The sequence below is a fragment of the Pseudomonas sp. 1152_12 genome (genome assembly GCF_052850675.1).
Genome location: NZ_VXCW01000008.1, coordinates 1 through 26130, shown reverse-complemented (window position 1 = coordinate 26130; position 26130 = coordinate 1). Strand labels below are relative to the sequence as shown.

Sequence of the window (26130 nt, the reverse complement as noted above, 5' to 3'; positions counted from 1 at the left end):
ACCTGGACGTTGAAAGTACTTACCAGCTGGCTTTAACCAGACCTGGTACGTCACCACGCATTGCCGCTTCACGCAGTTTGTTACGGCCGAGGCCGAACTTGCGGTAAACGCCGTGTGGACGACCGGTCAGGCGGCAGCGGTTACGCATGCGCGAAGCGCTTGCGTCACGTGGCTGCTTCTGCAGAGCAACTGTCGCTTCCCAACGTGCTTCTGGACTTGCGTTCAGATCAACGATGATTGCTTTCAGTGCTGCACGCTTCTTGGCGTACTTGGCAACCGTGAGCTGACGCTTCAGCTCGCGGTTTTTCATGCTCATCTTGGCCATGGTCCTACTCCAATCAGTTGCGGAACGGGAATTTGAAAGCACGCAACAGGGCGCGACCTTCATCATCGTTCTTGGCAGTGGTGGTCAGGGTGATGTCCAGACCGCGGAGAGCATCGATCTTGTCGTAGTCGATTTCCGGGAAGATGATCTGCTCTTTCACGCCCATGCTGTAGTTACCACGACCATCGAAGGACTTGGCATTCAGGCCGCGGAAGTCGCGGACCCGAGGCAGGGAGATCGACAGCAGACGATCCAGGAATTCGTACATACGCTCACGGCGCAGAGTCACTTTGACGCCGATCGGCCAACCTTCACGGACTTTAAAGCCAGCGATGGATTTCCGAGCGTAAGTCACAACGACTTTTTGACCGGTGATCTTTTCCAGGTCAGCGACAGCGTGCTCGATGACTTTTTTGTCACCGACCGCTTCGCCCAGACCCATGTTCAGGGTGATTTTGGTAACGCGTGGAACTTCCATCACGTTCGAGAGCTTAAGTTCTTCCTTAAGCTTCGGTGCGATTTCTTTCCAGTAAATCTCTTTTAGTCGTGCCATGGTCTTCTACCTAGCAGTGTTCAAGCATCAACCGCTTTTTGGGTCGACTTGAAGACACGAATTTTCTTGCCATCTTCAACTTTGAAACCAACGCGGTCAGCCTTGTTGGTTTCGCCGTTGAAAATGGCGACGTTAGAAGCGTCCAGCGGAGCTTCTTTTTCGACGATACCGCCTTGTACGCCCGACATAGGGTTAGGCTTGGTATGGCGCTTAACCAGGTTCAGACCACCAATAACCAGACGGTTATTCGCGAGAACCTTAAGCACCTTACCGCGCTTACCTTTGTCTTTGCCGGCGATCACGATGATCTCGTCGTCACGACGAATCTTTTGCATGTCGGATCTCCTTACAGCACTTCTGGGGCGAGCGAGACGATCTTCATGAACTTCTCAGTACGAAGCTCACGGGTCACTGGCCCAAAGATACGGGTGCCGATCGGCTCTTGCTTGTTGTTCAGAAGAACAGCAGCGTTGCCATCAAAGCGGATAATGGAGCCATCTGCACGGCGCACGCCGTGACGAGTGCGGACTACAACAGCAGTCATCACTTGGCCTTTTTTCACTTTACCGCGAGGAATTGCTTCCTTAACGGTAACTTTGATGATGTCACCGATACCAGCGTAACGACGATGGGAGCCACCCAGCACCTTGATGCACATAACACGGCGAGCGCCGCTGTTATCGGCCACATCGAGCATGGATTGAGTCTGAATCATATAATTTCTCCGACCCCTAGTCCTTAGACTTCCACAGCGCGTTCGAGAACATCAACCAGCGCCCAAGACTTGGTCTTGGCCAGCGGACGAGTTTCACGAATAGTGACTTTGTCGCCGATGTGGCACTGGTTGGTTTCGTCGTGCGCGTGCAGCTTAGTCGAACGCTTAACATATTTACCGTAGATCGGGTGCTTAACGCGACGCTCGATCAAAACGGTGATGGTTTTGTCCATCTTGTCGCTGACAACACGGCCAGTCAGCGTACGGACAGTCTTTTCGGCTTCAGCCATGATCACTTACCTGCCTGCTGGTTGAGCACAGTCTTCACGCGAGCGATGTCACGCTTAACTTGCGAGAGCAGATGAGACTGCCCCAACTGGCCAGTTGCTTTCTGCATACGCAGATTGAACTGGTCGCGCAGCAGGCCGAGCAGTTGCTCGTTCAGCTGCTGTGCGGATTTTTCACGAAGTTCATTCGCTTTCATCACATCACCGTCCGTTTAACAAAGGCGGTGGCGAGCGGCAGCTTTGCAGCAGCCAGGGCAAAAGCCTCACGCGCCAGCTCTTCAGTTACACCCTCGATTTCATACAGGACTTTGCCTGGCTGAATCTGGGCTACCCAGTATTCCACGTTACCCTTACCTTTACCCATACGAACCTCGAGAGGCTTTTTGGAGATCGGCTTGTCCGGGAATACACGGATCCAGATCTTGCCGCCACGTTTAACGTGACGGGTCAGTGCACGACGCGCTGACTCGATCTGACGAGCGGTGAGACGACCACGAGCTACAGACTTCAGCGCGAACTCGCCGAAGCTGACTTTGCTACCGCGCTGAGCCAGACCACGGTTGTGGCCTGTCATCTGCTTGCGGAACTTCGTACGCTTTGGTTGCAACATTTGGCGTACCCCTTACTTAGCAGCTTTTTTACGAGGCGCTGGTGCTTGTGGTTTCAGTTCTTCTTGGCGACCACCAATTACTTCGCCTTTGAAGATCCAAACCTTTACACCGATCACACCGTAAGTGGTGTGAGCTTCGTAGTTGGCATAGTCGATGTCGGCACGCAGGGTGTGCAGTGGCACACGACCTTCGCGATACCATTCAGTACGTGCGATTTCAGCACCGCCGAGACGACCGCTCACTTGGATTTTGATGCCTTTGGCACCAATGCGCATGGCGTTCTGTACGGCGCGCTTCATAGCACGACGGAACATTACGCGACGCTCCAGCTGCTGAGCTACGCTCTGCGCAACCAGCATACCGTCGAGCTCCGGCTTACGGATCTCTTCGATATTGATGTGCACAGGCACACCCATTTGCTTGGTCAGGTCCTGACGCAGTTTCTCAACATCTTCACCTTTCTTCCCGATAACGATACCTGGACGAGCGGTGTGGATGGTGATACGTGCAGTTTGCGCCGGACGATGGATATCGATACGGCTTACGGACGCGCTTTTTAGTTTGTCTTGGAGATACTCACGCACCTTCAGATCAGCGAACAAATAGTCCGCATAAGTCCGACCGTCTGCGTACCAGACGGAGGTGTGCTCCTTGACGATTCCCAGGCGAATGCCAATGGGATGTACTTTCTGACCCATCTCTTCGACTCCGTTACTTGTCAGCAACCTTGACAGTGATATGGCAAGACCGCTTGACGATGCGATCAGCACGGCCTTTGGCACGTGGCATGATGCGCTTCAGCGAACGCCCTTCGTTGACGAAAACGGTGCTGACTTTAAGGTCATCAACGTCTGCGCCTTCGTTATGCTCGGCGTTGGCTACGGCCGACTCCAGCACTTTCTTCATGATCTCGGCGGCTTTCTTACTGCTGAAAGCCAACAGGTTGAGCGCTTCGCCCACCTTCTTCCCGCGGATCTGGTCGGCGACCAAGCGGGCTTTCTGGGCGGAGATTCGAGCGCCCGACAACTTAGCGGCTACTTCCATTTCCTAACCCCTTAACGCTTGGCTTTCTTGTCTGCCACGTGCCCACGATAAGTGCGGGTACCGGCAAACTCGCCTAGTTTGTGGCCGACCATGTCTTCGTTCACGAGAACTGGGACGTGCAAGCGACCGTTGTGTACAGCGATGGTCAGACCGACCATTTGTGGCAGGATCATCGAACGACGCGACCAGGTTTTCACCGGCTTGCGATCGTTCTTTTCCGCCGCCACTTCGATCTTCTTCAGTAGGTGAAGATCAATAAAAGGACCTTTTTTCAGAGAACGTGGCACTGTCGTATCCCTCTATTTACTTGCGACGACGGACGATCATTTTGTCGGTACGCTTATTACCACGAGTCTTCGCGCCCTTAGTCGGGAAGCCCCATGGCGATACCGGATGACGACCACCAGAGGTACGACCTTCACCACCACCGTGTGGGTGGTCAACCGGGTTCATGGCAACACCACGAACGGTTGGGCGAACGCCACGCCAGCGTTTGGCACCAGCTTTACCCAGCGAACGCAGGCTGTGCTCGGAGTTCGAGACTTCACCCAGGGTCGCGCGGCATTCAGCCAGCACTTTACGCATCTCACCAGAACGCAGACGCAGGGTCACGTAGACACCTTCACGAGCGATCAGCTGAGCCGAAGCACCAGCGGAACGAGCGATTTGCGCGCCTTTACCTGGCTTCAATTCGATGCCGTGTACGGTGCTACCAACTGGAATGTTACGCAGCTGCAGAGCGTTACCCGGCTTGATCGGCGCCAGAGCACCTGCGATCAGCTGGTCGCCAGCACTCACGCCCTTAGGCGCGATGATGTAGCGACGCTCGCCATCTGCGTACAACAGCAGAGCGATGTGAGCAGTACGGTTTGGATCGTATTCGATACGCTCGACAGTGGCAGAGATGCCATCTTTGTCGTTGCGACGGAAGTCGACCAGACGATAATGCTGCTTATGGCCACCACCGATGTGACGAGTGGTAATACGACCATTGTTGTTACGACCACCAGTCTTCGATTTTTTCTCGAGCAGCGGTGCGTGAGGAGCGCCTTTATGCAGCTCCTGGTTGACCACCTTGACCACAAAACGGCGGCCAGGGGAAGTCGGTTTGCATTTAACGATTGCCATGATGCACCCCTTCCTTACTCAGCACTGCTGCTGAAATCGAGATCTTGGCCTGGCTGAAGGGAGATAACTGCCTTCTTCCAGTCATTACGCTTGCCCAGACCGCGAGCAGTGCGCTTGCTCTTACCCAGAACATTCAGGGTAGTAACACGCTCTACTTTCACGCTGAACAGGCTTTCGACGGCCTTCTTGATTTCCAGCTTGGTTGCGTCAGTTGCAACCTTGAAAACGAACTGGCCTTTCTTGTCAGCCAGAACCGTAGCCTTTTCGGAAACGTGCGGGCCAAGCAGAACTTTAAATACGCGTTCCTGGTTCATCCCAGCAGCTCCTCGAATTTCTTCACGGCCGACACGGTGATCAACACCTTGTCGTATGCGATCAGACTAACTGGATCGGAACCTTGCACATCACGTACATCAACGTGTGGCAGGTTGCGAGCAGCCAGGTACAGGTTCTGATCAACAGCTTCAGACACGATCAAAACATCGGTCAGGCTCATGTTGTTCAGTTTGCCCAGCAGATCTTTGGTTTTTGGACTTTCAACAGCGAAGTCCTGAACCACGACCAGACGATCAGTACGCACGAGTTCAGCAAGGATGGAGCGCAGAGCTGCGCGATACATCTTCTTGTTGAGCTTCTGAGTGTGATCCTGTGGACGAGCTGCGAAAGTGGTACCACCGCCGCGCCAGATTGGGCTACGGATAGTACCGGCACGAGCACGGCCAGTGCCTTTCTGACGCCATGGGCGCTTACCGCCACCACGAACGTCGGAACGGGTCTTTTGCTGCTTGCTACCTTGACGGCCGCCAGCCATGTAGGCCACGACTGCTTGGTGAACCAGCGTCTCGTTGAATTCGCCGCCAAATGTCAGTTCGGAAACTTCGATCGCTTGAGCGTCATTTACATTTAATTGCATGTCAGCTTCCCCTTAACCGCGAGCCTTGGCCGCTGGACGTACAACCAGGTTGCCGCCAGTAGCGCCAGGAACAGCACCCTTGACCAACAACAGATTGCGTTCAGCGTCGACGCGCACTACTTCGAGGGACTGCACGGTCACGCGCTCAGCGCCCATATGACCGGACATTTTTTTGCCCTTGAATACACGACCAGGAGTCTGGCACTGGCCAATAGAGCCCGGGACGCGGTGGGAGACGGAGTTACCGTGAGTGTTGTCTTGGCCACGGAAATTCCAACGCTTGATCGTACCCTGGAAGCCTTTACCTTTGGACTGACCGGTTACATCAACCAGCTGACCAGCAGCGAAGATTTCAGCGTTGATCAGATCGCCAGCCTGGTAGTCACCCTCTTCAAGACGGAACTCCATAACAGTGCGACCAGCTGCAACGTTTGCTTTAGCGAAGTGACCTGCCTGAGCAGCAGTCACGCGCGAAGCACGACGCTCGCCGACAGTGACTTGCACTGCACGATAGCCATCGGTTTCTTCAGTTTTGAACTGGGTGACGCGATTCGGCTCGATCTCAATGACCGTGACCGGAATGGAGACACCTTCTTCGGTGAAAATACGGGTCATACCGCATTTACGACCGACTACACCAATAGTCATGTTGTAAACCTCATGAGTGTACGGGGCTTTCACCCGCTATGGCCGCCCATTTCAGAGCGTTACACGACTAAGACCCAAGTCTTAGCCGAGGCTGATCTGTACTTCCACACCGGCCGCCAGATCAAGCTTCATAAGCGCATCAACGGTTTTATCCGTTGGCTGGACGATGTCCAGTACACGCTTATGAGTACGGATCTCGTACTGGTCACGCGCGTCTTTGTTGACGTGCGGGGAGACCAGAACGGTGAACCGCTCTTTACGGGTAGGCAGTGGAATTGGACCACGCACTTGAGCACCAGTACGTTTCGCGGTTTCCACGATTTCCTGGGTGGATTGGTCGATCAGGCGATGGTCAAAAGCCTTCAACCTGATACGGATTTGCTGATTTTGCATTGGATTTCAGACTCCGGCTGCTATTCCCAGCGAGCGCAATACGCCCGTTAAAAGGAGGCGCAATTCTATAGACGGCCCAGATAGGTGTCAACCCAATAAAAAAGGCCCCCGCTGAGCGGGGGCCTTTTCAAAACATCAAGGCAATCTCAAAAGAGATAATTACTCGATGATTTTAGCTACAACGCCAGCACCAACGGTACGGCCGCCTTCGCGAATAGCGAAACGCAGACCGTCTTCCATTGCGATGGTTTTGATCAGGGTAACAACCATTTTGATGTTGTCGCCTGGCATAACCATTTCTACGCCTTCCGGCAGCTCGCAGTTACCAGTCACGTCAGTAGTACGGAAGTAGAACTGTGGACGGTAGCCTTTGAAGAACGGAGTGTGACGACCGCCTTCTTCTTTGCTCAGTACGTATACTTCAGCTTCGAACTTGGTGTGCGGCTTAACCGAACCTGGCTTAACCAGAACCTGGCCACGCTCAACGTCGTCACGCTTGGTACCACGCAGCAGAACGCCGCAGTTCTCGCCAGCACGACCTTCGTCGAGCAGCTTACGGAACATTTCAACACCGGTGCAGGTGGTGACGGTAGTGTCACGCAGACCAACGATTTCCAGTGGATCTTGAACCTTAACGATACCGCGCTCGATACGACCAGTCACAACAGTACCGCGACCGGAGATCGAGAACACGTCTTCGATTGGCATCAGGAACGGCTTGTCGATAACACGAACTGGATCTGGGATGTAGCTGTCCAGAGTTTCAACCAGTTTACGAACGGACGTGGTGCCCATTTCGTTGTCGTCTTTGCCTTCCAGAGCCATACGAGCAGAACCGATGATGATCGGAGTGTCGTCGCCTGGGAAGTCGTAAGTGCTCAGCAGATCGCGCACTTCCATCTCAACCAGTTCCAGCAGCTCAGCGTCGTCTACCAGGTCAGCCTTGTTCAGGTAAACCACGATGTACGGAACGCCTACCTGACGGGACAGCAGGATGTGCTCACGGGTTTGCGGCATCGGACCATCAGCGGCCGAGCAAACCAGGATTGCGCCGTCCATCTGGGCAGCACCGGTGATCATGTTCTTCACATAGTCAGCGTGACCTGGGCAGTCAACGTGAGCGTAGTGACGGATCAGCGAGTTGTATTCAACGTGCGCGGTGTTGATGGTGATACCACGAGCTTTCTCTTCTGGTGCGCTGTCGATTTTATCGAAATCAACGATTGCCGAACCGAATACTTCGGAGCAAACGCGAGTCAGAGCAGCAGTCAGAGTGGTTTTACCGTGGTCAACGTGACCGATGGTGCCAACGTTGACGTGCGGTAGGGAACGATCAAATTTTTCTTTAGCCACGACAATTAACTCCTTGCCTAAAGGACTGAATCAGCCTTGTTTTTTGGATACAGTTTCAGCGATGTGCGCCGGAGCTGTGTTGTATTTTTTGAATTCCATAGAGTAGCTTGCGCGACCCTGAGACATGGAGCGAACGTCGGTCGCATAACCGAACATCTCACCCAACGGAACCTCGGCGCGAATCACTTTGCCGGAAACCGTGTCTTCCATGCCCAAGATCATGCCGCGACGACGGTTAAGGTCGCCCATGACATCACCCATATAGTCTTCAGGTGTAACAACTTCTACCGCCATGATTGGCTCAAGCAACTCACCACCGCCCTTTTGGGCCAGTTGCTTGGTTGCCATGGAAGCAGCCACCTTAAACGCCATCTCGTTGGAGTCGACGTCGTGGTAAGAACCGTCAAAAACGGTTGCTTTCAGGCCGATCAGCGGATAGCCGGCAACAACACCGTTCTTCATCTGCTCTTCGATACCCTTCTGGATAGCAGGGATGTATTCCTTAGGAACAACACCACCCACTACTTCGTTCACGAATTGCAGACCTTCCTGACCTTCGTCAGCAGGAGCAAAACGGATCCAGCAGTGACCGAACTGACCACGACCGCCGGACTGACGAACGAACTTGCCTTCGATTTCACAGTTTTTCGTGATGCGCTCACGATAGGAAACCTGAGGCTTACCGATGTTGGCTTCGACGTTGAACTCACGGCGCATCCGGTCAACCAGGATGTCCAGGTGCAGCTCGCCCATACCAGAGATGATCGTTTGACCCGTCTCTTCATCAGTTTTTACGCGGAAAGATGGATCTTCCTGAGCAAGCTTGCCCAGAGCGATACCCATTTTTTCCTGGTCATCCTTGGTCTTAGGCTCTACGGCAACCGAAATAACCGGCTCCGGGAAGTCCATGCGAACCAGGATGATTGGCTTGTCAGCGTTGCACAAAGTCTCACCGGTGGTGACGTCCTTCATGCCGATCAAGGCCGCGATGTCACCAGCGCGTACTTCCTTGATCTCTTCGCGGGCGTTTGCGTGCATTTGCACCATACGGCCCACGCGCTCTTTCTTACCCTTAACCGAGTTGATCACGCCGTCGCCGGAGTTCAACACGCCCGAGTAAACGCGGACGAAGGTCAAGGTACCCACGAATGGGTCAGTGGCAATTTTAAATGCCAGAGCGGAGAACGGTTCTGCGTCGTCTGCATGACGCTCCAACTCGATACTCTCGTCATCCGGGTCAGTACCCTTGATGGCAGGAATATCAATTGGCGCAGGCAGGTAGTCGATCACAGCATCGAGAACCAGGGGAACACCCTTGTTCTTGAACGACGAACCGCAAACAGCCAAGACGATCTCACCAGCGATAGTACGCTGACGCAGAGCAGCCTTGATTTCCACGTTGGTGAGTTCTTCACCTTCGAGGTACTTGTTCATCAGCTCTTCGTTGGCTTCGGCCGCAGCTTCAACCATGTTGTTGCGCCATTCGTCAGCCAGTTCCTGCAACTCAGCAGGGATAGGCTTACGAACAGGAACCATACCCTTATCAGCATCGTTCCAGTAAACAGCTTCCATGGTCAACAGATCGATCTGACCCTGGAAGTTGTCTTCGGAACCGATAGCCAACTGGATTGGCACCGGAGTGTGACCCAGGCGCTGCTTGATCTGACCGATCACGCGCAGGAAGTTCGCACCAGCACGGTCCATCTTGTTTACGTAAACAAGACGTGGAACGCCGTATTTGTTGGCCTGACGCCATACGGTTTCCGACTGAGGCTCAACACCCGAGGTACCGCAGAACACAACGACAGCGCCGTCGAGTACGCGCAGGGAACGCTCAACTTCAATGGTGAAGTCTACGTGGCCCGGAGTATCGATTACGTTGAAGCGGTGTTCATCTTTGTACTGCTTCTCGGAACCCTTCCAGAAGGCGGTGATAGCAGCAGAAGTAATGGTAATACCACGCTCCTGCTCCTGAACCATCCAGTCTGTGGTCGCGGCGCCGTCATGCACCTCGCCCATCTTGTGACTTTTGCCGGTGTAAAACAGTACGCGCTCGGTGGTGGTGGTTTTACCAGCATCCACGTGAGCAACAATACCGATGTTACGGTAGCGGCTAATCGGAGTAGTACGAGCCATAAAGCCCTCGCAAAATTAGTGAAGCTAAGATTAGAAGCGGTAGTGCGAGAAAGCTTTGTTAGCTTCAGCCATACGGTGCACGTCTTCACGCTTCTTAACAGCAGCACCTTTACCTTCAGCAGCGTCCAACAGTTCGCCAGCCAAACGCAGGGCCATAGACTTCTCGCCGCGCTTACGGGCGAAGTCTACCAACCAGCGCATTGCCAGAGCGTTACGACGGGACGGACGAACTTCAACCGGAACCTGGTAAGTAGCACCGCCTACACGGCGCGACTTCACTTCGACCAGCGGAGCGATGGCGTCGAGAGCTTTCTCGAAGATTTCCAGGGGGTCGCTGTTCTTGCGTTCTTTAACCTTTTCCAGCGCGCCATAAACGATACGCTCGGCAACGGCTTTCTTGCCGCTTTCCATCACGTGGTTCATGAACTTGGCCAGAATTTGGCTTCCGTATTTTGGATCGTCAAGCACTTCGCGCTTGGCTGCTACGCGTCTTCTTGGCATGGATAAGCCCTCAAACGGTCTTCAGGTTCGCTCGGAATCAGTGCCCTTTCGGGACGCCTCCGACCTTACTCTTATCGACTCAGAAAATAAGATGATTCAGTTTTACAAAAAGCCGCTACTACTTAGGCTTCTTGGTACCGTACTTCGAACGACCCTGGTTACGACCTTTAACGCCGGAAGTATCCAAGGAGCCGCGTACGGTGTGGTAACGAACACCTGGCAAGTCTTTTACACGACCGCCGCGGATCAGTACCACGCTGTGTTCTTGCAGGTTGTGGCCTTCACCGCCGATGTACGAGGAAACCTCGAAACCGTTGGTCAGACGCACACGGCATACTTTACGCAGTGCCGAGTTAGGTTTTTTCGGCGTAGTGGTATACACGCGAGTGCATACGCCACGACGTTGCGGGCAGTTCTGCAGCGCAGGTACGTCGGATTTCTCGACGATACGCTTACGCGGCTGACGTACCAGCTGGTTGATAGTTGCCATCTACTAGCTCCACTGTTGTCTTGCGACGCTATTGTCTTGCAAGAAAAGCAAAATGGCAGGAACGAATTCCCGCCAAATTTAGGGGTACAAGAGTCTAAAGAGGATCTTGCCCCCAGTCAAGGCAAGGCCCCGACCTCCCCTCTCATCGAACCGGGGCAAAACTGCCTCGATCCGACGAATGGGGCTGCCAGGGCCCAGACTTATCTATCGCAGAACTCAGTTACCGCTTGAGTTCAGCGCTTCGGTCAGCGCAGCTTCCACTTCACTGGCGCTTACGCGCAGCGGCTTGTCAGCATCACGGCGGCGCTTACGCTCGCTGTGGTAAGCCAAACCGGTACCAGCCGGGATCAGACGACCCACGACCACGTTCTCTTTCAGGCCGCGCAGGTAATCGCGCTTGCCGGTTACCGCTGCTTCGGTCAGTACACGAGTGGTCTCTTGGAAAGAGGCCGCCGAGATGAACGACTCAGTGGACAACGACGCCTTGGTGATACCCAGCAACACACGAGTGAACTTGGAGACAAATTTGTCATCCGCGCCCAGACGTTCGTTTTCTACCAATACGTGAGTCAGTTCCATCTGGTCGCCCTTGATGAAACTGGAATCGCCGGATTCAGCGATTTCAACTTTACGCAGCATCTGACGCAGGATGGTCTCGATGTGCTTGTCGTTGATCTTCACGCCTTGCAGACGGTAAACGTCCTGGATCTCGTTGACGATGTACTTGGCCAGCGCACTCACACCCAGCAGACGCAGGATGTCGTGTGGATCGCTCGGACCGTCAGAGATAACTTCGCCGCGATTTACCTGTTCGCCTTCGAAGACGTTCAGGTGACGCCACTTCGGAATCAGCTCTTCGTACGGATCGCTACCGTCGTTCGGGGTAATGACCAGACGGCGCTTGCCTTTGGTTTCTTTACCGAACGCGATGGTGCCGCTGACTTCAGCCAGAATCGACGCCTCTTTCGGACGACGAGCTTCGAACAAGTCGGCAACACGCGGCAGACCACCGGTGATGTCACGGGTCTTCGAAGTTTCTTGCGGGATACGAGCGATAACATCACCGATCGCGATCTTCGCACCATCCGCTACACCGACCAGGGCGTTGGCTGGCAGGAAGTACTGAGCGATTACGTCAGTACCTGGCAGCAACAAGTCCTTGCCGTTGTCATCGACCATCTTCACGGCAGGACGGATGTCTTTACCGGCAGCTGGACGATCTTTCGCGTCGAGTACTTCAATGTTGGTCATACCGGTCAATTCGTCAGTCTGACGCTTGATCGTGATGCCTTCTTCCATGCCCACGTAGGTCACGGTACCTTTCATTTCGGTAACGATTGGGTGAGTGTGCGGATCCCACTTGGCCACGATTGCGCCAGCGTCGACCTTGTCACCTTCTTTAACCGAAATCACGGCACCGTACGGCAGCTTGTAACGCTCGCGCTCACGACCGTAGTCATCAGCGATTGCCAGCTCACCGGAACGGGACACAGCAACCAGGCAACCATCCACTCGCTCAACGTGTTTCAGGTTGTGCAGACGGACGGTACCACCATTCTTCACCTGAACACTGTCAGCTGCGGAGGTCCGGCTTGCCGCACCACCAATGTGGAACGTACGCATGGTCAGCTGGGTACCCGGCTCACCGATGGACTGGGCAGCGATAACGCCAACCGCTTCACCGATGTTCACCTGGTGACCACGAGCCAAGTCACGGCCGTAGCACTTGGCGCAAATGCCATAGCGGGTTTCGCAGCTGATCGGCGAGCGAACAATCACTTCGTCGATGCTGTTGAGTTCGATGAACTCGACCCACTTCTCGTCTACCAGCGTGCCGGCAGGAACGATAATTTCCTCAGTACCTGGTTTGAATACGTCGCGGGCGATTACTCGACCCAGTACGCGTTCACCCAGTGGCTCTACAACGTCGCCGCCTTCGATGTGCGGAGTCATCAGCAGACCGTGTTCGGTGCCGCAGTCGACTTCAGTCACAACCAAGTCTTGCGCAACGTCTACCAGACGACGAGTCAGGTAACCGGAGTTAGCGGTTTTCAACGCGGTATCCGCAAGACCCTTACGAGCACCGTGAGTGGAGATGAAGTACTGAAGTACGCTCAAACCTTCACGGAAGTTCGCAGTAATCGGCGTTTCGATGATGGAACCATCCGGCTTGGCCATCAGGCCACGCATACCGGCGAGCTGACGGATCTGCGCAGCAGAACCCCGTGCGCCCGAGTCGGCCATCATGTACATCGAGTTGAACGACTCTTGATCGACTTCTACGCCGTGACGGTCGATAACCTTCTCTTTCGAGAGGTTAGCCATCATCGCCTTCGACACTTCGTCGTTGGCCTTGGACCAAAGGTCGATCACTTTGTTGTACTTCTCGCCCTGGGTTACCAGGCCAGAGGCGTACTGGCTCTCGATTTCTTTCACTTCATCGGTAGCAGCACCGATGATCTGGGCTTTTTCATCCGGGATAACGAAGTCGTTAACACCGATGGAAACGCCGGAAATGGTCGAGTAAGCAAAACCGGTGTACATCAACTGGTCGGCGAAGATCACGGTCTCTTTCAAACCAACCACGCGGTAGCACTGGTTGATCAGCTTGGAGATCGCCTTTTTCTTCATCGGCAGGTTGACGACATCGTACGACAGACCTTTTGGCACAACTTGATACAGCAGCGCACGGCCGACAGTGGTGTCGACGATACGAGTACCGGTCACGCTGCCGCCGTCACGGTCGTTGACGGTTTCGTTGATCCGCACTTTGACCTTGGCATGCAGTGCGGCTTCGCCGGCACGGAACACACGGTCAACTTCTTGCAGGTCAGCGAACACACGACCTTCGCCCTTGGCGTTGATCGCTTCACGGGTCATGTAGTACAGACCCAATACAACGTCCTGCGACGGAACGATGATTGGCTCACCGTTGGCTGGCGACAGAATGTTGTTGGTCGACATCATCAACGCACGCGCTTCCAACTGGGCTTCCAGTGTCAGCGGTACGTGCACGGCCATTTGGTCGCCGTCGAAGTCGGCGTTGTACGCAGCACAGACCAGAGGGTGCAGCTGGATAGCCTTACCTTCGATCAGTACCGGTTCAAACGCCTGGATGCCCAGACGGTGAAGGGTCGGTGCACGGTTGAGGAGAACCGGGTGTTCGCGAATCACTTCAGCGAGAACGTCCCAAACCTCTGGCAGTTCGCGCTCGACCATTTTCTTGGCCGCTTTGATGGTGGTCGCGAGACCGCGCATTTCCAGCTTGCCGAAGATGAACGGCTTGAACAGCTCAAGCGCCATCTTCTTAGGCAGACCGCACTGGTGCAGACGCAAGGTCGGGCCTACGGTAATTACCGAACGACCGGAGTAGTCAACACGCTTACCGAGCAAGTTCTGACGGAAACGACCTTGCTTACCCTTGATCATGTCAGCCAAGGATTTCAGAGGACGCTTGTTCGAACCGGTGATAGCGCGGCCACGACGACCGTTGTCGAGCAACGCATCGACAGCTTCTTGCAACATACGCTTTTCGTTGCGCACGATGATGTCCGGAGCGGACAGATCGAGCAAACGCTTCAAGCGGTTGTTACGGTTGATCACGCGACGGTACAGGTCGTTGAGGTCGGAAGTCGCGAAACGACCGCCATCCAACGGTACCAGCGGACGCAGGTCTGGCGGCAGAACCGGCAGAACGGTCAGCACCATCCACTCTGGCAAGTTGCCGGAACCCTGGAAGGCTTCCATCAACTTCAGACGCTTGGACAGCTTCTTGATCTTGGTTTCGGAGTTGGTTTGCGGAATTTCTTCACGCAGACGGCCAATCTCGTGCTCCAGGTCGATAGCGTGCAGCAGTTCACGGACAGCTTCGGCACCCATGCGGGCATCGAAATCGTCGCCGAACTCTTCCAGCGCTTCGAAGTACTGCTCGTCGTTCAGCAGTTGACCTTTCTCAAGGGTGGTCATGCCTGGATCGATAACGACATAGCTCTCGAAGTAGAGAACGCGTTCGATATCACGCAGGGTCATGTCCATCAGCAAGCCGATACGGGACGGCAGCGATTTCAGGAACCAGATGTGGGCAACCGGCGAAGCCAGCTCGATGTGGGCCATGCGCTCACGACGAACTTTAGCCAGTGCAACTTCAACGCCGCACTTCTCGCAGATCACACCACGGTGCTTCAAGCGCTTGTACTTACCGCACAGGCACTCGTAATCCTTAACCGGGCCAAAGATCTTGGCGCAGAACAGGCCGTCACGCTCAGGTTTGAACGTACGGTAGTTGATGGTTTCCGGCTTTTTTACTTCACCGAACGACCACGAACGGATCATCTCAGGCGATGCCAGTCCAATACGGATGGCGTCGAACTCTTCGACTTGACCCTGGTTTTTCAGCAAATTCAGTAGGTCTTTCAAGGCCTTTCCTCCTGGCGGAGCAGAGAGCGGGCTAAACAGCCCCGCTCTCGATTCGCGTCACGTGTTATTCGGTTTCCAGATCGATATCGATGCCGAGGGAACGAATTTCTTTGATCAACACGTTGAAGGACTCGGGCATGCCCGGCTCCATACGGTGATCGCCGTCCACGATGTTTTTGTACATCTTGGTCCGACCGTTCACATCGTCCGACTTCACTGTGAGCATTTCTTGCAGAGTGTAAGCAGCACCGTATGCTTCCAGTGCCCAGACCTCCATCTCCCCGAAACGCTGACCACCGAACTGAGCCTTACCACCCAGCGGCTGCTGGGTAACCAGGCTGTACGAACCGGTAGAACGAGCGTGCATCTTGTCGTCTACCAAGTGGTTCAGCTTCAGCATGTACATGTAGCCAACAGTAACCGGGCGCTCAAACTTGTTGCCGGTACGGCCGTCGAACAGTTGCATCTGGCCGCTTTCTGGCAGGTCTGCCAGTTTCAGCATGGCCTTGATTTCACTTTCCTTGGCACCGTCGAACACCGGGGTAGCCATTGGAACGCCGCCGCGCAGGTTCTTCGCCAGATCCAGGATTTCCTGGTCGGAGAAGGTGTCCAGCTCTTCGTTGCGACCGCCGATCTCGTTGTAGATCTCGTGCAGGAACTTACGCAGGTCTGCGACCTTGCGCTGCTCTTCGATCATACGGTTGATCTTCTCGCCCAGACCTTTGGCCGCAAGGCCCAGGTGGGTTTCAAGGATCTGACCAACGTTCATACGCGAAGGTACGCCCAACGGGTTGAGGACAACGTCGACCGGGGTGCCATTGGCATCGTGCGGCATGTCTTCAACCGGCATGATCACGGAGACCACACCTTTGTTACCGTGACGACCGGCCATCTTGTCGCCCGGCTGGATGCGGCGACGGATTGCCAGGTAAACCTTGACGATTTTCAGCACGCCTGGAGCCAGGTCATCGCCCTGCTGCAGTTTGCGCTTCTTGTCTTCGAACTTGTCGTCCAGCAGACGGCGACGATCAACGATGTAGGCCTGGGCCTTCTCGAGCTGCTCATTCAGAGCATCTTCAGCCATGCGCAGTTTGAACCACTGGCCGTGCTCAAGACCGTCGAGGATCTCGTCGGTGATGTCCTGACCTTTCTTCAGACCTGCGCCGCCTTCAGCCTTGTGGCCTACCAGAGCGGAACGCAGACGTTCGAAGGTCGCGCCTTCAACGATACGGAACTCTTCGTTCAGGTCCTTGCGGATCTCGTCGAGTTGAGTCTTCTCGATCGACAGTGCGCGAGCATCACGCTCAACGCCGTCACGGGTGAAGACCTGTACGTCGATGACAGTACCCTTGGTACCGGTAGGTACGCGCAGGGAAGTGTCTTTAACGTCGCTGGCTTTTTCACCGAAGATGGCACGCAACAGCTTCTCTTCCGGAGTCAGTTGGGTCTCGCCTTTCGGAGTGACCTTACCCACCAGGATGTCGCCTGCGCCAACTTCAGCACCTACGTAAACGATACCGGCTTCGTCCAGTTTGTTCAGTGCAGCTTCACCCACGTTCGGGATGTCTGCAGTGATTTCCTCTGGCCCAAGCTTGGTGTCACGCGCCACACAGGTCAGTTCCTGGATGTGGATCGTGGTGAAGCGGTCTTCTTGAACAACTCGTTCCGACAGACAGATGGAGTCTTCGAAGTTGTAACCGTTCCAGGCCATGAACGCGATGCGCATGTTCTGACCCAGCGCCAGCTCACCCATGTCAGTGGACGGGCCATCAGCCATGATGTCGCTGCGCTGCACTCGATCACCTTTGCGCACCAGCGGACGCTGGTTGATGCAGGTGTTCTGGTTGGAGCGGGTGTATTTGGTCAGGTTGTAGATGTCGACACCGGCTTCGCCAGTTTCAACTTCGTCATCGGCAACACGAACCACGATACGGCTGGCATCAACAGAGTCGATCACACCACCACGACGAGCCACGACGCAAACGCCGGAGTCACGGGCTACGTTACGCTCCATGCCGGTACCTACCAGCGGCTTGTCAGCACGCAGGGTGGGTACAGCTTGACGCTGCATGTTGGAACCCATCAACGCACGGTTGGCGTCATCGTGTTCCAGGAACGGGATCAGCGACGCTGCAACCGAAACTACCTGCTTCGGCGATACGTCCATCAAGGTGACGTCTTCCGGCGCCTTGACGGTGAACTCGTTCAAGTGACGAACAGCTACCAACTCGTCGATCAGCATTTTCTTGTCGTTCATCGTGGCCGAAGCCTGAGCGATCACGTGATCAGCTTCTTCGATGGCGGACAGGAACACGATCTCGTCGGTGACCAAAGCGTCTTTCACCACACGGTACGGGCTCTCAAGGAAGCCGTACTGGTTGGTGCGCGCATAGGCGGCCAGGGAGTTGATCAGACCGATGTTCGGACCTTCCGGCGTTTCAATCGGGCATACACGACCGTAGTGAGTCGGGTGAACGTCACGAACTTCAAAGCCAGCACGCTCACGGGTCAGACCGCCCGGGCCCAGTGCGGAAACACGGCGCTTGTGGGTGATCTCGGAGAGCGGGTTGTTCTGGTCCATGAACTGCGAGAGCTGGCTGGAACCGAAGAACTCTTTCACCGCCGCAGCCACTGGCTTGGCGTTGATCAGATCCTGCGGCATCAGGCCTTCGCTTTCAGCCATCGACAGACGCTCTTTGACCGCACGCTCAACACGCACCAGGCCAACGCGGAACTGGTTTTCGGCCATTTCGCCTACGCAGCGAACACGACGGTTACCCAGGTGATCGATGTCATCGACGATGCCTTTACCGTTACGGATGTCGACCAGGGTCTTCAGTACCGCGACGATGTCTTCCTTGCACAGCACGCCCGAACCTTCGATCTCGGTACGACCGATACGACGGTTGAACTTCATCCGACCGACCGCAGACAGGTCATAACGCTCAGGGCTGAAGAACAGGTTGTTGAACAGGGTCTCGGCAGCATCTTTGGTTGGTGGCTCACCAGGACGCATCATGCGATAGATTTCGACCAGCGCTTCCAATTGGTTGCTGGTGGAGTCGATCTTCAGTGTGTCGGAGATGAACGGACCGCAGTCGATGTCGTTGGTGTACAGGGTCTCGATGCGAACAACCTGAGCCTTGGCGATTTTTGCCAGGATCTCGGTGTTCAGCTCGGTGTTGCACTCGGCCAGGATTTCGCCTGTAGCCGGATGAACGATGACCTTGGCGGTAGTGCGGCCCAGAACGTAGTCCAGGGGCACGTCCAGCGACTTGATACCGGCTTTTTCGATCTGGTTGATGTGGCGCGCAGTAATACGGCGGCCAGCTTCAACGATGACCTTGCCATTTTCATCCTGGATGTCCAGGACGGCAATTTCACCACGCAGACGCGAAGCAATCAGTTCCAGGCTGAGGGTTTCATCCTTCAGGCTGAATACGTTGGTGGTGTAGAAAGCATCCAGCACTTGCTCGGTGGTATAGCCGAGCGCGCGCAGCAGTACCGAGGCCGGCAGCTTGCGACGACGGTCGATACGCACGAACACGCAGTCTTTCGGGTCGAACTCGAAGTCCAACCACGAGCCGCGGTACGGAATGATCCGCGCGGAGTACAGGAGCTTACCGGAGCTGTGCGTCTTACCGCGGTCGTGATCGAAGAACACGCCCGGGGAACGGTGCAGCTGGGAAACGATAACGCGTTCGGTACCGTTGATAACGAAGGTACCGTTTTCAGTCATCAGTGGGATTTCGCCCATGTAGACTTCTTGCTCTTTGATGTCCTTGATCGCTTTGTTCGACGATTCTTTGTCGAAAATGATCAGACGGACTTTTACCCGCAAAGGTACGGCGTACGTAACACCGCGCAACACGCATTCTTTGACATCAAATGCCGGTTCGCCCAGGCGATAACCCACGTACTCCAGCGCAGCATTGCCGGAGTAGCTGATGATCGGGAAAACGGATTTGAAGGCCGCATGCAGGCCCACGTCGCGGAACTGATCTTTGGTCGCTCCCGCCTGCAAGAATTCACGATACGAATCCAGCTGGATAGCCAGAAGGTACGGGACATCCATGACGTCCGGCAACTTGCTAAAGTCCTTGCGGATACGTTTTTTCTCAGTATATGAGTAAGCCATCAGCGTTCCCCAGCTTGGTCACCTGCTTGTTTGGCCCTCCCGACGGGAGCAGCCAGAAAATCTTGCAAACCCCATGGTTTGCACCACCGCATCGGGTGGCTACAGCGCGTTAATGGCGGCGACCGAGTCGACAGCCAAGAACGGAAAAAGGCCGGTGGCAAGAGCCACCAGCCATCAGCCTTCAGCTTAACGCTTGGGCTGGAGACGCAAGGTCGATGCTTACTTCAGCTCGACTTTAGCGCCTGCTTCTTCCAGAGTAGCTTTGGCTTTGTCAGCGGCGTCTTTCGACACTGCTTCCAGAACCTGGGCAGGAGCGCCGTCAACTACTGCCTTGGCTTCTTTCAGGCCCAGACCGGTCAGTTCACGTACTGCCTTGATCACGTTCACTTTCTTCTCGCCAGCTTCCAGCAGCATGACGTTGAATTCGGTTTGCTCTTCAGCAGCAACAGCAGCAACAGCTGGGCCAGCGGAAGCAGCGGCAGCGGAAACGCCGAATTTTTCTTCGAAAGCTTTGATCAGCTCAACAACCTGCAGAACCGACATTTCAGCTACGGCGTTGAGGATATCTTCTTGGGAGATAGACATTACTGTATTTCCTGAATTGGGGGACGGCCTACGCGGCCATCGAAATAAACAAAAATACGCGAAAGGAGATGCTCAGCCTTAGGCTGCGGCAGCTTCTTTTTGCTCGCGAACTGCAGCCAGAGTACGAGCCAACTTGCTGGTAGCGCCTTGAATCACGCTCATCAGCTGAGAAATAGCTTCGTTACGGGTCGGCAGTGTTGCCAGTACGTCGATTTGGTTAGCTGCGAGGAACTTGCCCTCGAACGCAGCTGCCTTGATCTCGAACTTATCCTGACTCTTGGCGAATTCTTTGAACAAACGGGCAGCAGCGCCTGGATGTTCTTTGGAGAACGCGATCAGAGTCGGGCCGGTGAACACGTCGTTGAGGACACTGTATTCAGTGTCAGCAACAGCGCGCTTGAGCAGGGTGTTACGTACTACACGTACGTATACGCCAGCTTCACGAGCCTCTTTACGGAGTCCGGTCATAGCGCCTACTGTCACACCACGGGCATCAGCCACGACAGCGGACAGAGCAGCTTTGGCAGCCTCGTTGACTTCAGCGACGATGGCCTTCTTGTCTTCGAGATTAATTGCCACGGGTTTAACTCCTGCTTGTTACCGTTTCATCTGGCCGAAGCCGGATGTCGTTTTGGTGTCTGATTCGGTAAGGAACCGGGAGCACCATCTGCGTAGGCTTGTGGTTTAAGACTTGCGCCGCCTACGGTCTTGGATAGCCCCCGCCAGGCAGGGACCCCAATTTTTTCAGTTGCCGCAATCGCTTGCGCCAACTTATGTCTTATACGTCCAGCGAGCCTTGGTCGATGACCAGACCTGGGCCCATAGTGGTGCTCAGGGTAACGCGCTTGACGTAGATACCTTTCGAGGAAGCTGGCTTGATACGCTTCAGATCAGCGATCAGGGCTTCAACGTTTTCCTTCAGCTTGACTGCGTCGAAGCCGACTTTGCCAACGGAGGTGTGAATGATGCCGTTTTTGTCGGTGCGATAACGAACCTGACCAGCCTTGGCGTTTTTAACCGCGGTAGCTACGTCTGGCGTTACGGTGCCGACTTTAGGGTTAGGCATCAGACCACGTGGACCGAGGATCTGACCCAACTGACCTACAACGCGCATTGCATCCGGGGAAGCAATAACTACGTCATAGTTCAGGTCGCCGCCTTTCATTTCGGCAGCCAGGTCGTCCATGCCAACGCGGTCAGCGCCAGCGGCCAGAGCAGCTTCAGCTGCCGGGCCTTGGGTGAAGACAGCAACACGTACAGTCTTGCCAGTACCGTGTGGCAGCACAGTAGCGCTACGAACGACCTGGTCAGATTTACGCGGATCAACACCCAGATTTACAGCAACGTCAACGGACTCGCTGAACTTGACAGTCGACAGCTCGGTCAGCAGGGCAGCAGCGTCTACAAAATTGTAGGCCTTGCCTGCTTCGATTTTGCCGGCGATAGCCTTTTGACGCTTGGTCAGCTTAGCCATTACACACCCTCCACGTTAAGGCCCATGCTACGAGCAGAACCGGCGATGGTACGCACGGCTGCATCCATATCAGCTGCAGTCAGATCCGCGTTTTTGGTTTTCGCGATTTCTTCCAGCTGAGCACGAGTCACGGTGCCAACCTTAACGGTGTTAGGACGAGCGGAACCGCTAGTCAGACCTGCAGCCTTCTTCAGCAAAACCGAAGCCGGGGTCGACTTGGTTTCGAAAGTGAAGCTACGGTCGCTGTATACAGTGATGATCACTGGAGTCGGCAGACCTGGCTCAAGACCCTGAGTACGGGCGTTGAAGGCCTTGCAGAATTCCATGATGTTCACGCCGTGCTGACCCAGAGCCGGGCCGACAGGTGGACTTGGGTTGGCCTGAGCGGCCTTCACTTGCAGCTTGATGTAAGCGGTAATCTTCTTGGCCATGAGGCACTCCAATTACGGGTTCGAACGCCTCGAAAGGCTCCCCGGCTACTTGCGCGTTTATCCCAGTGACGAAAAAACCCCACAGCCTAGGCTGCGGGGTTGGGATGCTTGCTCAGCTAGACCTTCTCGACCTGGCTGAACTCCAACTCTACCGGAGTAGAGCGACCGAAAATGAGCACTGCCACTTGGATCCGGCTCTTTTCGTAGTTAACTTCTTCGACGGTGCCGTTGAAATCAGCAAACGGACCATCTGTGACACGAACAACCTCACCCGGCTCGAACAACGTCTTCGGCTTAGGCTTGTCGCTACCATCAGCAACACGACGCAGAATCGCTTCCGCCTCTTTATCGGTGATAGGAGCAGGCTTATCGGCAGTACCGCCAATGAAGCCCATGACACGAGGGGTATCCTTGACTAAGTGCCAAGTACCTTCATTCATGTCCATCTGAACCAGCACGTAGCCAGGGAAGAACTTGCGTTCGCTCTTGCGCTTCTGACCATTCCGCATTTCAACCACTTCTTCAGTGGGAACCAGAATTTCGCCGAAGCCATCTTCCATGCCTGCCAGCTTTACGCGCTCCAGCAAAGAGCGCATAACATGCTTCTCGTAACCCGAGTAAGCATGCACAACGTACCAACGCTTAGCCACGGGACACCCTTAGCCAACAATCAAGGAAACAAGCCAGCCGAGCAGGGAATCAAGCCCCCACAACAGCAACGCCATAACCAGAACAACAGCCACAACGATCAACGTGGTCTGCGTGGTTTCTTGGCGAGTCGGCCAAACGACTTTACGGATTTCGGTGCGAGCTTCCTTTACCAGGACCGCGAAAGACTTGCCTTTGGCAGTCTGCAGGCCTACAAAGGCAGCTACAGCAGCAAGGGCCAGCAAAGCGAGGACACGGTACAGGATCGGCGAAGCAGAATAATACTGATTGCCGACAACGCCTACGACCACCAACGCGACTACGACCAGCCACTTGACGAGATCGAAACGAGAGCTTTGAGCTTCAGCCTTAGGAGTCATCTATGAAGATCCTGTGAAAAGAAAGCCAGATACACCACGTGAATCTGGCAGGTCAGGAGGGAATCGAACCCCCAACCTACGGTTTTGGAGACCGTCGCTCTGCCAATTGAGCTACTGACCTAAAACAAAATCAGGCCGACCATTATGCAGACCTGAAAAAGACATTACAACAACCAACCCCAACAGACTTGAAATCACCTGATGATAAAGCCAGACATAATCAAGCCGAGGCAGCCGTTAAAACAAAGGCAGATATTTTCATATCTGCCTTGTTATATGGAGCTCTTGAGCGGATTTGAACCGCTGACCTCACCCTTACCAAGGGTGTGCTCTACCAACTGAGCTACAAGAGCAAAACACCGTGCACAACCTGCAAACTTGGAGCGGGTAGCGGGAATCGAACCCGCATCATCAGCTTGGAAGGCTGAGGTTCTACCACTAAACTATACCCGCGGAGCTTGCAGCTCACGCTAAAAATGGTGGAGGGGGAAGGATTCGAACCTTCGAAGTCGTAGACGTCAGATTTACAGTCTGATCCCTTTGGCCGCTCGGGAACCCCTCCTAAGCGAGCCGGCATTCTACATCACGCCGACCTTCTGTCAAGCATTTTCTCATTAAAAATATGAGGTTAGCTGCGTTGACCTTCGCTTCACGCTGTAGACCGTAAAGGTCTTCACTGCGAAGCGGGCGCCATTCTATGCAAACTATTCGACAGTTGCAACGCCTTCGCACAACATTATTTTATGTTTTAACTCATTGAATTCCTTAGCAAGGTATTCAAAGGGCAGATCATCGGCCAGGCGCCTGCTTTCAGGAGCCACACGGAGCCAGTAGCCGGAAACGTCAGGCTCATTCAGCAGTTGCACCTTAGCCTTTATATCCAGACTCATCAGGCGCTGCTCAAGGGACTGCGCCTGCCGCTGATCAGCGAAACCGCCTATGTATAAGCAAGTATTTTGTGAATCAGGGGCTTTCGCTCGGCCACGACGGACCACCGAATCAGAGGACTCACTCAACAAGCGAATGCCCTGCTGAGAGCCTCGGTAGAGACTCAGGGGCGTGACATCCTTGGCACGTAGAGGCGCTTCTTGTTGATGCCATATGTAATAGAAGGCATTAAGAACGAGCAAAAGCAAAAATAGCCAACGCATAAATACCTCAGGACAAAGGGCACGCCATCGCCAGACCGACAAAGACCAGATCAGGAATAAAGCGTGCCTGCGGCACAGCATCCGCGACCAGGTCAGCATCCCCCCCGGTCAGGAAAACAGTGAAGTCATCACCCCAATAGCCGCGAGCCAGCTCCAACTGAGTCAATACAAACCCTCTGAGCATCAACGTACAGCCTCGCTCGACAGCCTCAACGGTTGTCCGGCCCGGCGAGAGGCGCGCCATGGCCTGCTCGGCCGCAGCGTCGTCGTAGCGAATCTTGCGGGTGTGCGTTCGCAACTGGCTGCGCATTAAGGGCATGCCTGGACATATAAAGCCGCCGAGATGCTTGCCATCAGCAGCAATAAAGTCCGCTGTCGCCGCTGTACCAAAATCGAGCACCAGACAAGCACCTGATGCCAACTTGAATCCACCCAACATAGCTAACCAACGATCAAGTCCAAGGCGCTCGAACTCTTCATAGCCATTGCGCACCCCTGCCATTTCTCGCGCTGAAGTAGCACAGGAGACGGTGACACCAAAGGCTTCTTGCAGTGCAGCAACCAGCTTAGCGGTCTCCTCCGAAGCACGTACACTCACTAGACGGCAACGCGTCAACAACAACCCTGGAACCGCTATCAGACTCTCAATCAACGCCAGATCCGAATCGACAACACCCTCCACAGAGGTGCCAGCCACCTGTGGATCGAGCACACGCCATTTGATAAAGCTATTTCCACAGTCGAGCTCAAGAATCATCACGCAGCCTCAGGCTTAACTCACCACCGCTATATATTTGCTCGACACCGTCGACGCTCAGGCGTAGCGCGCCCCGGTGGTCGACCCCCAGCACAACCCCGTCAATCTGGTTGACGCCCGCAATGAGGGAGACGGCCCTGCCCTGCCATAAATGATTCCGCTCCCACTCTTCCTGGAGCTCGCCAAAACCAAAGGCATTATGACGCTCAAGGTGACTTTGCAGCTGCAGACTTAGCTGTGCAACCAAGTAATTGCGGTCGACGGGAGAACCAGCCTCCAATTGCACCGAGGTCCACTGCTGATCAACCTCAGCCGCTTGCTGCATATTGACGTTAACTCCTATGCCGAGAACAACGTGGCAGATGTCCGCAGGATCGCCAACCAACTCAAGCAAGATTCCGGCAATTTTCTTGTGCCCAACCAAGACGTCATTAGGCCACTTCAAGGCCGCCCCCTGCACACCCAATTCACGCAGAGCCTGCATGACTGCCAACCCGACGACGAGACTAAGGCCTTCCAACTGTCGCAGCCCACCCTCGATGCGCAATACAAGGCTGTAATAGACATTCTGAGCGAACGGGCTCACCCACTTACGGCCTCGCCTACCTCTTCCCGCCGTTTGCTGCTCCGCAAGCACCAGAAACGGCGCAGCGCCGCCTGCCTCGACCAGACGCAAAGCCTCAGCATTCGTGGAGTCAACAGAGTCATAGATGTAAACAGGCCACGCCAGAGGGGCGGCATTCGCCTCAATCTCCCCTGCATTTAAGAACACCAACGGGGCCGCAAGTTGATACCCCTTACCACGGACTTTGTGAATGGGCAGATTCAGCTCTACTTCGAGATGCTGGAGCTGCTTCCAAATAGCGCTGCGGCTGACGCCCAAGGCGGCACCCAGCGCTTCTCCGGAATGGAATCGGCCATCTTTCAGAAGTTCTAACAACGTCAGCATGCAAATATCGCCTCACAATGAGGCAGGCATGATAGCCATGCATAAGGCCATTGCATAGAAAGGGCAGGGTTTAGCATTGATGCCCGCTGAGATGAGCCCATTCC

Annotated in this window: 30 protein-coding genes and 4 tRNA genes; all 34 read right to left on the bottom strand. The window is 54.8% G+C overall.

Going from position 1 to position 26130, the window contains the following annotated elements:
• Nucleotides 1–19: 19 nt before the first annotated feature.
• The 34 genes from rpsN to birA all read right to left on the bottom strand — a co-directional run bounded on the left by rpsN (nucleotide 20) and on the right by birA (nucleotide 26026).
• Entirely contained in the window at nucleotides 20–325 is a 306-nt protein-coding gene (rpsN, locus tag FW764_RS16240) for a 30S ribosomal protein S14 (RefSeq protein WP_003176414.1), read from the bottom strand.
• Between the two features lie 13 nt (nucleotides 326–338).
• On the bottom strand, nucleotides 339–878 hold the full coding sequence (gene rplE / locus FW764_RS16235) for a 50S ribosomal protein L5 (protein ID WP_003176415.1): 540 nt from the start codon (nucleotides 876–878) through the stop codon (nucleotides 339–341).
• 20 nt (nucleotides 879–898) lie between these two features.
• A complete protein-coding gene (gene rplX, locus FW764_RS16230) occupies nucleotides 899–1213 on the bottom strand; it encodes a 50S ribosomal protein L24 (protein WP_003176416.1) in 315 nt (104 codons plus the stop codon).
• Between the two features lie 11 nt (nucleotides 1214–1224).
• Entirely contained in the window at nucleotides 1225–1593 is a 369-nt protein-coding gene (rplN, locus tag FW764_RS16225; protein ID WP_002555479.1) for a 50S ribosomal protein L14, read from the bottom strand.
• 23 nt (nucleotides 1594–1616) lie between these two features.
• Complete coding sequence (rpsQ, locus tag FW764_RS16220) at nucleotides 1617–1883, bottom strand: 30S ribosomal protein S17 (protein ID WP_003176419.1); 267 nt, start codon at nucleotides 1881–1883, stop codon at nucleotides 1617–1619.
• Between the two features lie 2 nt (nucleotides 1884–1885).
• Nucleotides 1886–2077: a 50S ribosomal protein L29 gene (gene rpmC, locus FW764_RS16215; protein ID WP_002555481.1), complete on the bottom strand. Its 192-nt coding sequence runs from the start codon at nucleotides 2075–2077 to the stop codon at nucleotides 1886–1888.
• Entirely contained in the window at nucleotides 2077–2490 is a 414-nt protein-coding gene (gene rplP, locus FW764_RS16210; RefSeq protein ID WP_003232424.1) for a 50S ribosomal protein L16, read from the bottom strand. The genes rpmC and rplP overlap by 1 nt, the downstream gene beginning before the upstream one ends.
• A 12-nt stretch (nucleotides 2491–2502) precedes the next feature.
• Entirely contained in the window at nucleotides 2503–3189 is a 687-nt protein-coding gene (gene rpsC, locus FW764_RS16205; protein ID WP_003176422.1) for a 30S ribosomal protein S3, read from the bottom strand.
• A gap of 13 nt (nucleotides 3190–3202) precedes the next feature.
• Nucleotides 3203–3535, bottom strand: a complete 333-nt coding sequence (rplV, locus tag FW764_RS16200) for a 50S ribosomal protein L22 (protein ID WP_003103908.1) — start codon at nucleotides 3533–3535, stop codon at nucleotides 3203–3205.
• A gap of 11 nt (nucleotides 3536–3546) precedes the next feature.
• The gene (rpsS, locus tag FW764_RS16195) at nucleotides 3547–3822 is read right to left on the bottom strand and encodes a 30S ribosomal protein S19 (RefSeq protein ID WP_003232420.1); all 276 of its coding nucleotides are present in this window, start codon (nucleotides 3820–3822) and stop codon (nucleotides 3547–3549) included.
• A gap of 16 nt (nucleotides 3823–3838) precedes the next feature.
• Nucleotides 3839–4663 carry a 50S ribosomal protein L2 gene (gene rplB, locus FW764_RS16190; RefSeq protein WP_003176423.1) on the bottom strand — a complete coding sequence of 275 codons (825 nt, stop codon included), beginning with the start codon at nucleotides 4661–4663 and terminating at the stop codon, nucleotides 3839–3841.
• Between the two features lie 14 nt (nucleotides 4664–4677).
• Nucleotides 4678–4977 (bottom strand): 50S ribosomal protein L23, encoded by a 300-nt coding sequence (gene rplW, locus FW764_RS16185; protein ID WP_002555488.1) that lies wholly within the window; start codon nucleotides 4975–4977, stop codon nucleotides 4678–4680.
• Nucleotides 4974–5576, bottom strand: a complete 603-nt coding sequence (gene rplD / locus FW764_RS16180; protein WP_017135963.1) for a 50S ribosomal protein L4 — start codon at nucleotides 5574–5576, stop codon at nucleotides 4974–4976. Before rplD ends, rplW begins: the two co-directional genes overlap by 4 nt.
• A 12-nt stretch (nucleotides 5577–5588) precedes the next feature.
• A complete protein-coding gene (gene rplC, locus FW764_RS16175) occupies nucleotides 5589–6224 on the bottom strand; it encodes a 50S ribosomal protein L3 (RefSeq protein WP_007253310.1) in 636 nt (211 codons plus the stop codon).
• Between the two features lie 81 nt (nucleotides 6225–6305).
• Nucleotides 6306–6617 (bottom strand): 30S ribosomal protein S10, encoded by a 312-nt coding sequence (rpsJ, locus tag FW764_RS16170; protein WP_003186070.1) that lies wholly within the window; start codon nucleotides 6615–6617, stop codon nucleotides 6306–6308.
• Nucleotides 6618–6776: 159 nt separating this feature from the next.
• Nucleotides 6777–7970 (bottom strand): elongation factor Tu, encoded by a 1194-nt coding sequence (tuf, locus tag FW764_RS16165; RefSeq protein ID WP_003176426.1) that lies wholly within the window; start codon nucleotides 7968–7970, stop codon nucleotides 6777–6779.
• 30 nt (nucleotides 7971–8000) lie between these two features.
• Complete coding sequence (gene fusA / locus FW764_RS16160) at nucleotides 8001–10106, bottom strand: elongation factor G (RefSeq protein WP_446434760.1); 2106 nt, start codon at nucleotides 10104–10106, stop codon at nucleotides 8001–8003.
• Between the two features lie 30 nt (nucleotides 10107–10136).
• Nucleotides 10137–10607, bottom strand: coding sequence for a 30S ribosomal protein S7 (rpsG, locus tag FW764_RS16155; protein WP_002555493.1), 471 nt, complete (start codon nucleotides 10605–10607; stop codon nucleotides 10137–10139).
• A gap of 118 nt (nucleotides 10608–10725) precedes the next feature.
• Nucleotides 10726–11097, bottom strand: coding sequence for a 30S ribosomal protein S12 (rpsL, locus tag FW764_RS16150; RefSeq protein ID WP_002555494.1), 372 nt, complete (start codon nucleotides 11095–11097; stop codon nucleotides 10726–10728).
• A 216-nt stretch (nucleotides 11098–11313) separates the two neighbouring features.
• Complete coding sequence (gene rpoC / locus FW764_RS16145) at nucleotides 11314–15513, bottom strand: DNA-directed RNA polymerase subunit beta' (protein WP_446434759.1); 4200 nt, start codon at nucleotides 15511–15513, stop codon at nucleotides 11314–11316.
• 64 nt (nucleotides 15514–15577) lie between these two features.
• Complete coding sequence (rpoB, locus tag FW764_RS16140) at nucleotides 15578–19651, bottom strand: DNA-directed RNA polymerase subunit beta (protein ID WP_446434758.1); 4074 nt, start codon at nucleotides 19649–19651, stop codon at nucleotides 15578–15580.
• Between the two features lie 219 nt (nucleotides 19652–19870).
• Nucleotides 19871–20236: a 50S ribosomal protein L7/L12 gene (rplL, locus tag FW764_RS16135; protein ID WP_083356522.1), complete on the bottom strand. Its 366-nt coding sequence runs from the start codon at nucleotides 20234–20236 to the stop codon at nucleotides 19871–19873.
• Nucleotides 20237–20314: 78 nt separating this feature from the next.
• Complete coding sequence (gene rplJ, locus FW764_RS16130; RefSeq protein WP_010174464.1) at nucleotides 20315–20815, bottom strand: 50S ribosomal protein L10; 501 nt, start codon at nucleotides 20813–20815, stop codon at nucleotides 20315–20317.
• A gap of 199 nt (nucleotides 20816–21014) precedes the next feature.
• The gene (gene rplA / locus FW764_RS16125) at nucleotides 21015–21710 is read right to left on the bottom strand and encodes a 50S ribosomal protein L1 (RefSeq protein ID WP_003232403.1); all 696 of its coding nucleotides are present in this window, start codon (nucleotides 21708–21710) and stop codon (nucleotides 21015–21017) included.
• Nucleotides 21710–22141: a 50S ribosomal protein L11 gene (gene rplK / locus FW764_RS16120; RefSeq protein WP_003176435.1), complete on the bottom strand. Its 432-nt coding sequence runs from the start codon at nucleotides 22139–22141 to the stop codon at nucleotides 21710–21712. The genes rplA and rplK overlap by 1 nt, the downstream gene beginning before the upstream one ends.
• A 116-nt stretch (nucleotides 22142–22257) precedes the next feature.
• Nucleotides 22258–22791 (bottom strand): transcription termination/antitermination protein NusG, encoded by a 534-nt coding sequence (gene nusG / locus FW764_RS16115; protein WP_003176436.1) that lies wholly within the window; start codon nucleotides 22789–22791, stop codon nucleotides 22258–22260.
• A 9-nt stretch (nucleotides 22792–22800) separates the two neighbouring features.
• Nucleotides 22801–23169: a preprotein translocase subunit SecE gene (secE, locus tag FW764_RS16110; protein ID WP_003232399.1), complete on the bottom strand. Its 369-nt coding sequence runs from the start codon at nucleotides 23167–23169 to the stop codon at nucleotides 22801–22803.
• A gap of 45 nt (nucleotides 23170–23214) precedes the next feature.
• A tRNA-Trp gene (locus FW764_RS16105) sits at nucleotides 23215–23290 on the bottom strand.
• 156 nt (nucleotides 23291–23446) lie between these two features.
• Nucleotides 23447–23522, bottom strand: a tRNA-Thr gene (locus FW764_RS16100).
• Between the two features lie 26 nt (nucleotides 23523–23548).
• A tRNA-Gly gene (locus tag FW764_RS16095) sits at nucleotides 23549–23622 on the bottom strand.
• Nucleotides 23623–23646: 24 nt separating this feature from the next.
• Nucleotides 23647–23731: transfer RNA gene (locus tag FW764_RS16090), tRNA-Tyr, on the bottom strand.
• Between the two features lie 142 nt (nucleotides 23732–23873).
• Nucleotides 23874–24320, bottom strand: coding sequence for a hypothetical protein (locus tag FW764_RS16085; RefSeq protein ID WP_446434757.1), 447 nt, complete (start codon nucleotides 24318–24320; stop codon nucleotides 23874–23876).
• 7 nt (nucleotides 24321–24327) lie between these two features.
• On the bottom strand, nucleotides 24328–25077 hold the full coding sequence (locus tag FW764_RS16080; RefSeq protein WP_446434756.1) for a pantothenate kinase: 750 nt from the start codon (nucleotides 25075–25077) through the stop codon (nucleotides 24328–24330).
• Entirely contained in the window at nucleotides 25067–26026 is a 960-nt protein-coding gene (birA, locus tag FW764_RS16075; RefSeq protein ID WP_446434755.1) for a bifunctional biotin--[acetyl-CoA-carboxylase] ligase/biotin operon repressor BirA, read from the bottom strand. Before birA ends, FW764_RS16080 begins: the two co-directional genes overlap by 11 nt.
• Nucleotides 26027–26130: the final 104 nt, after the last annotated feature.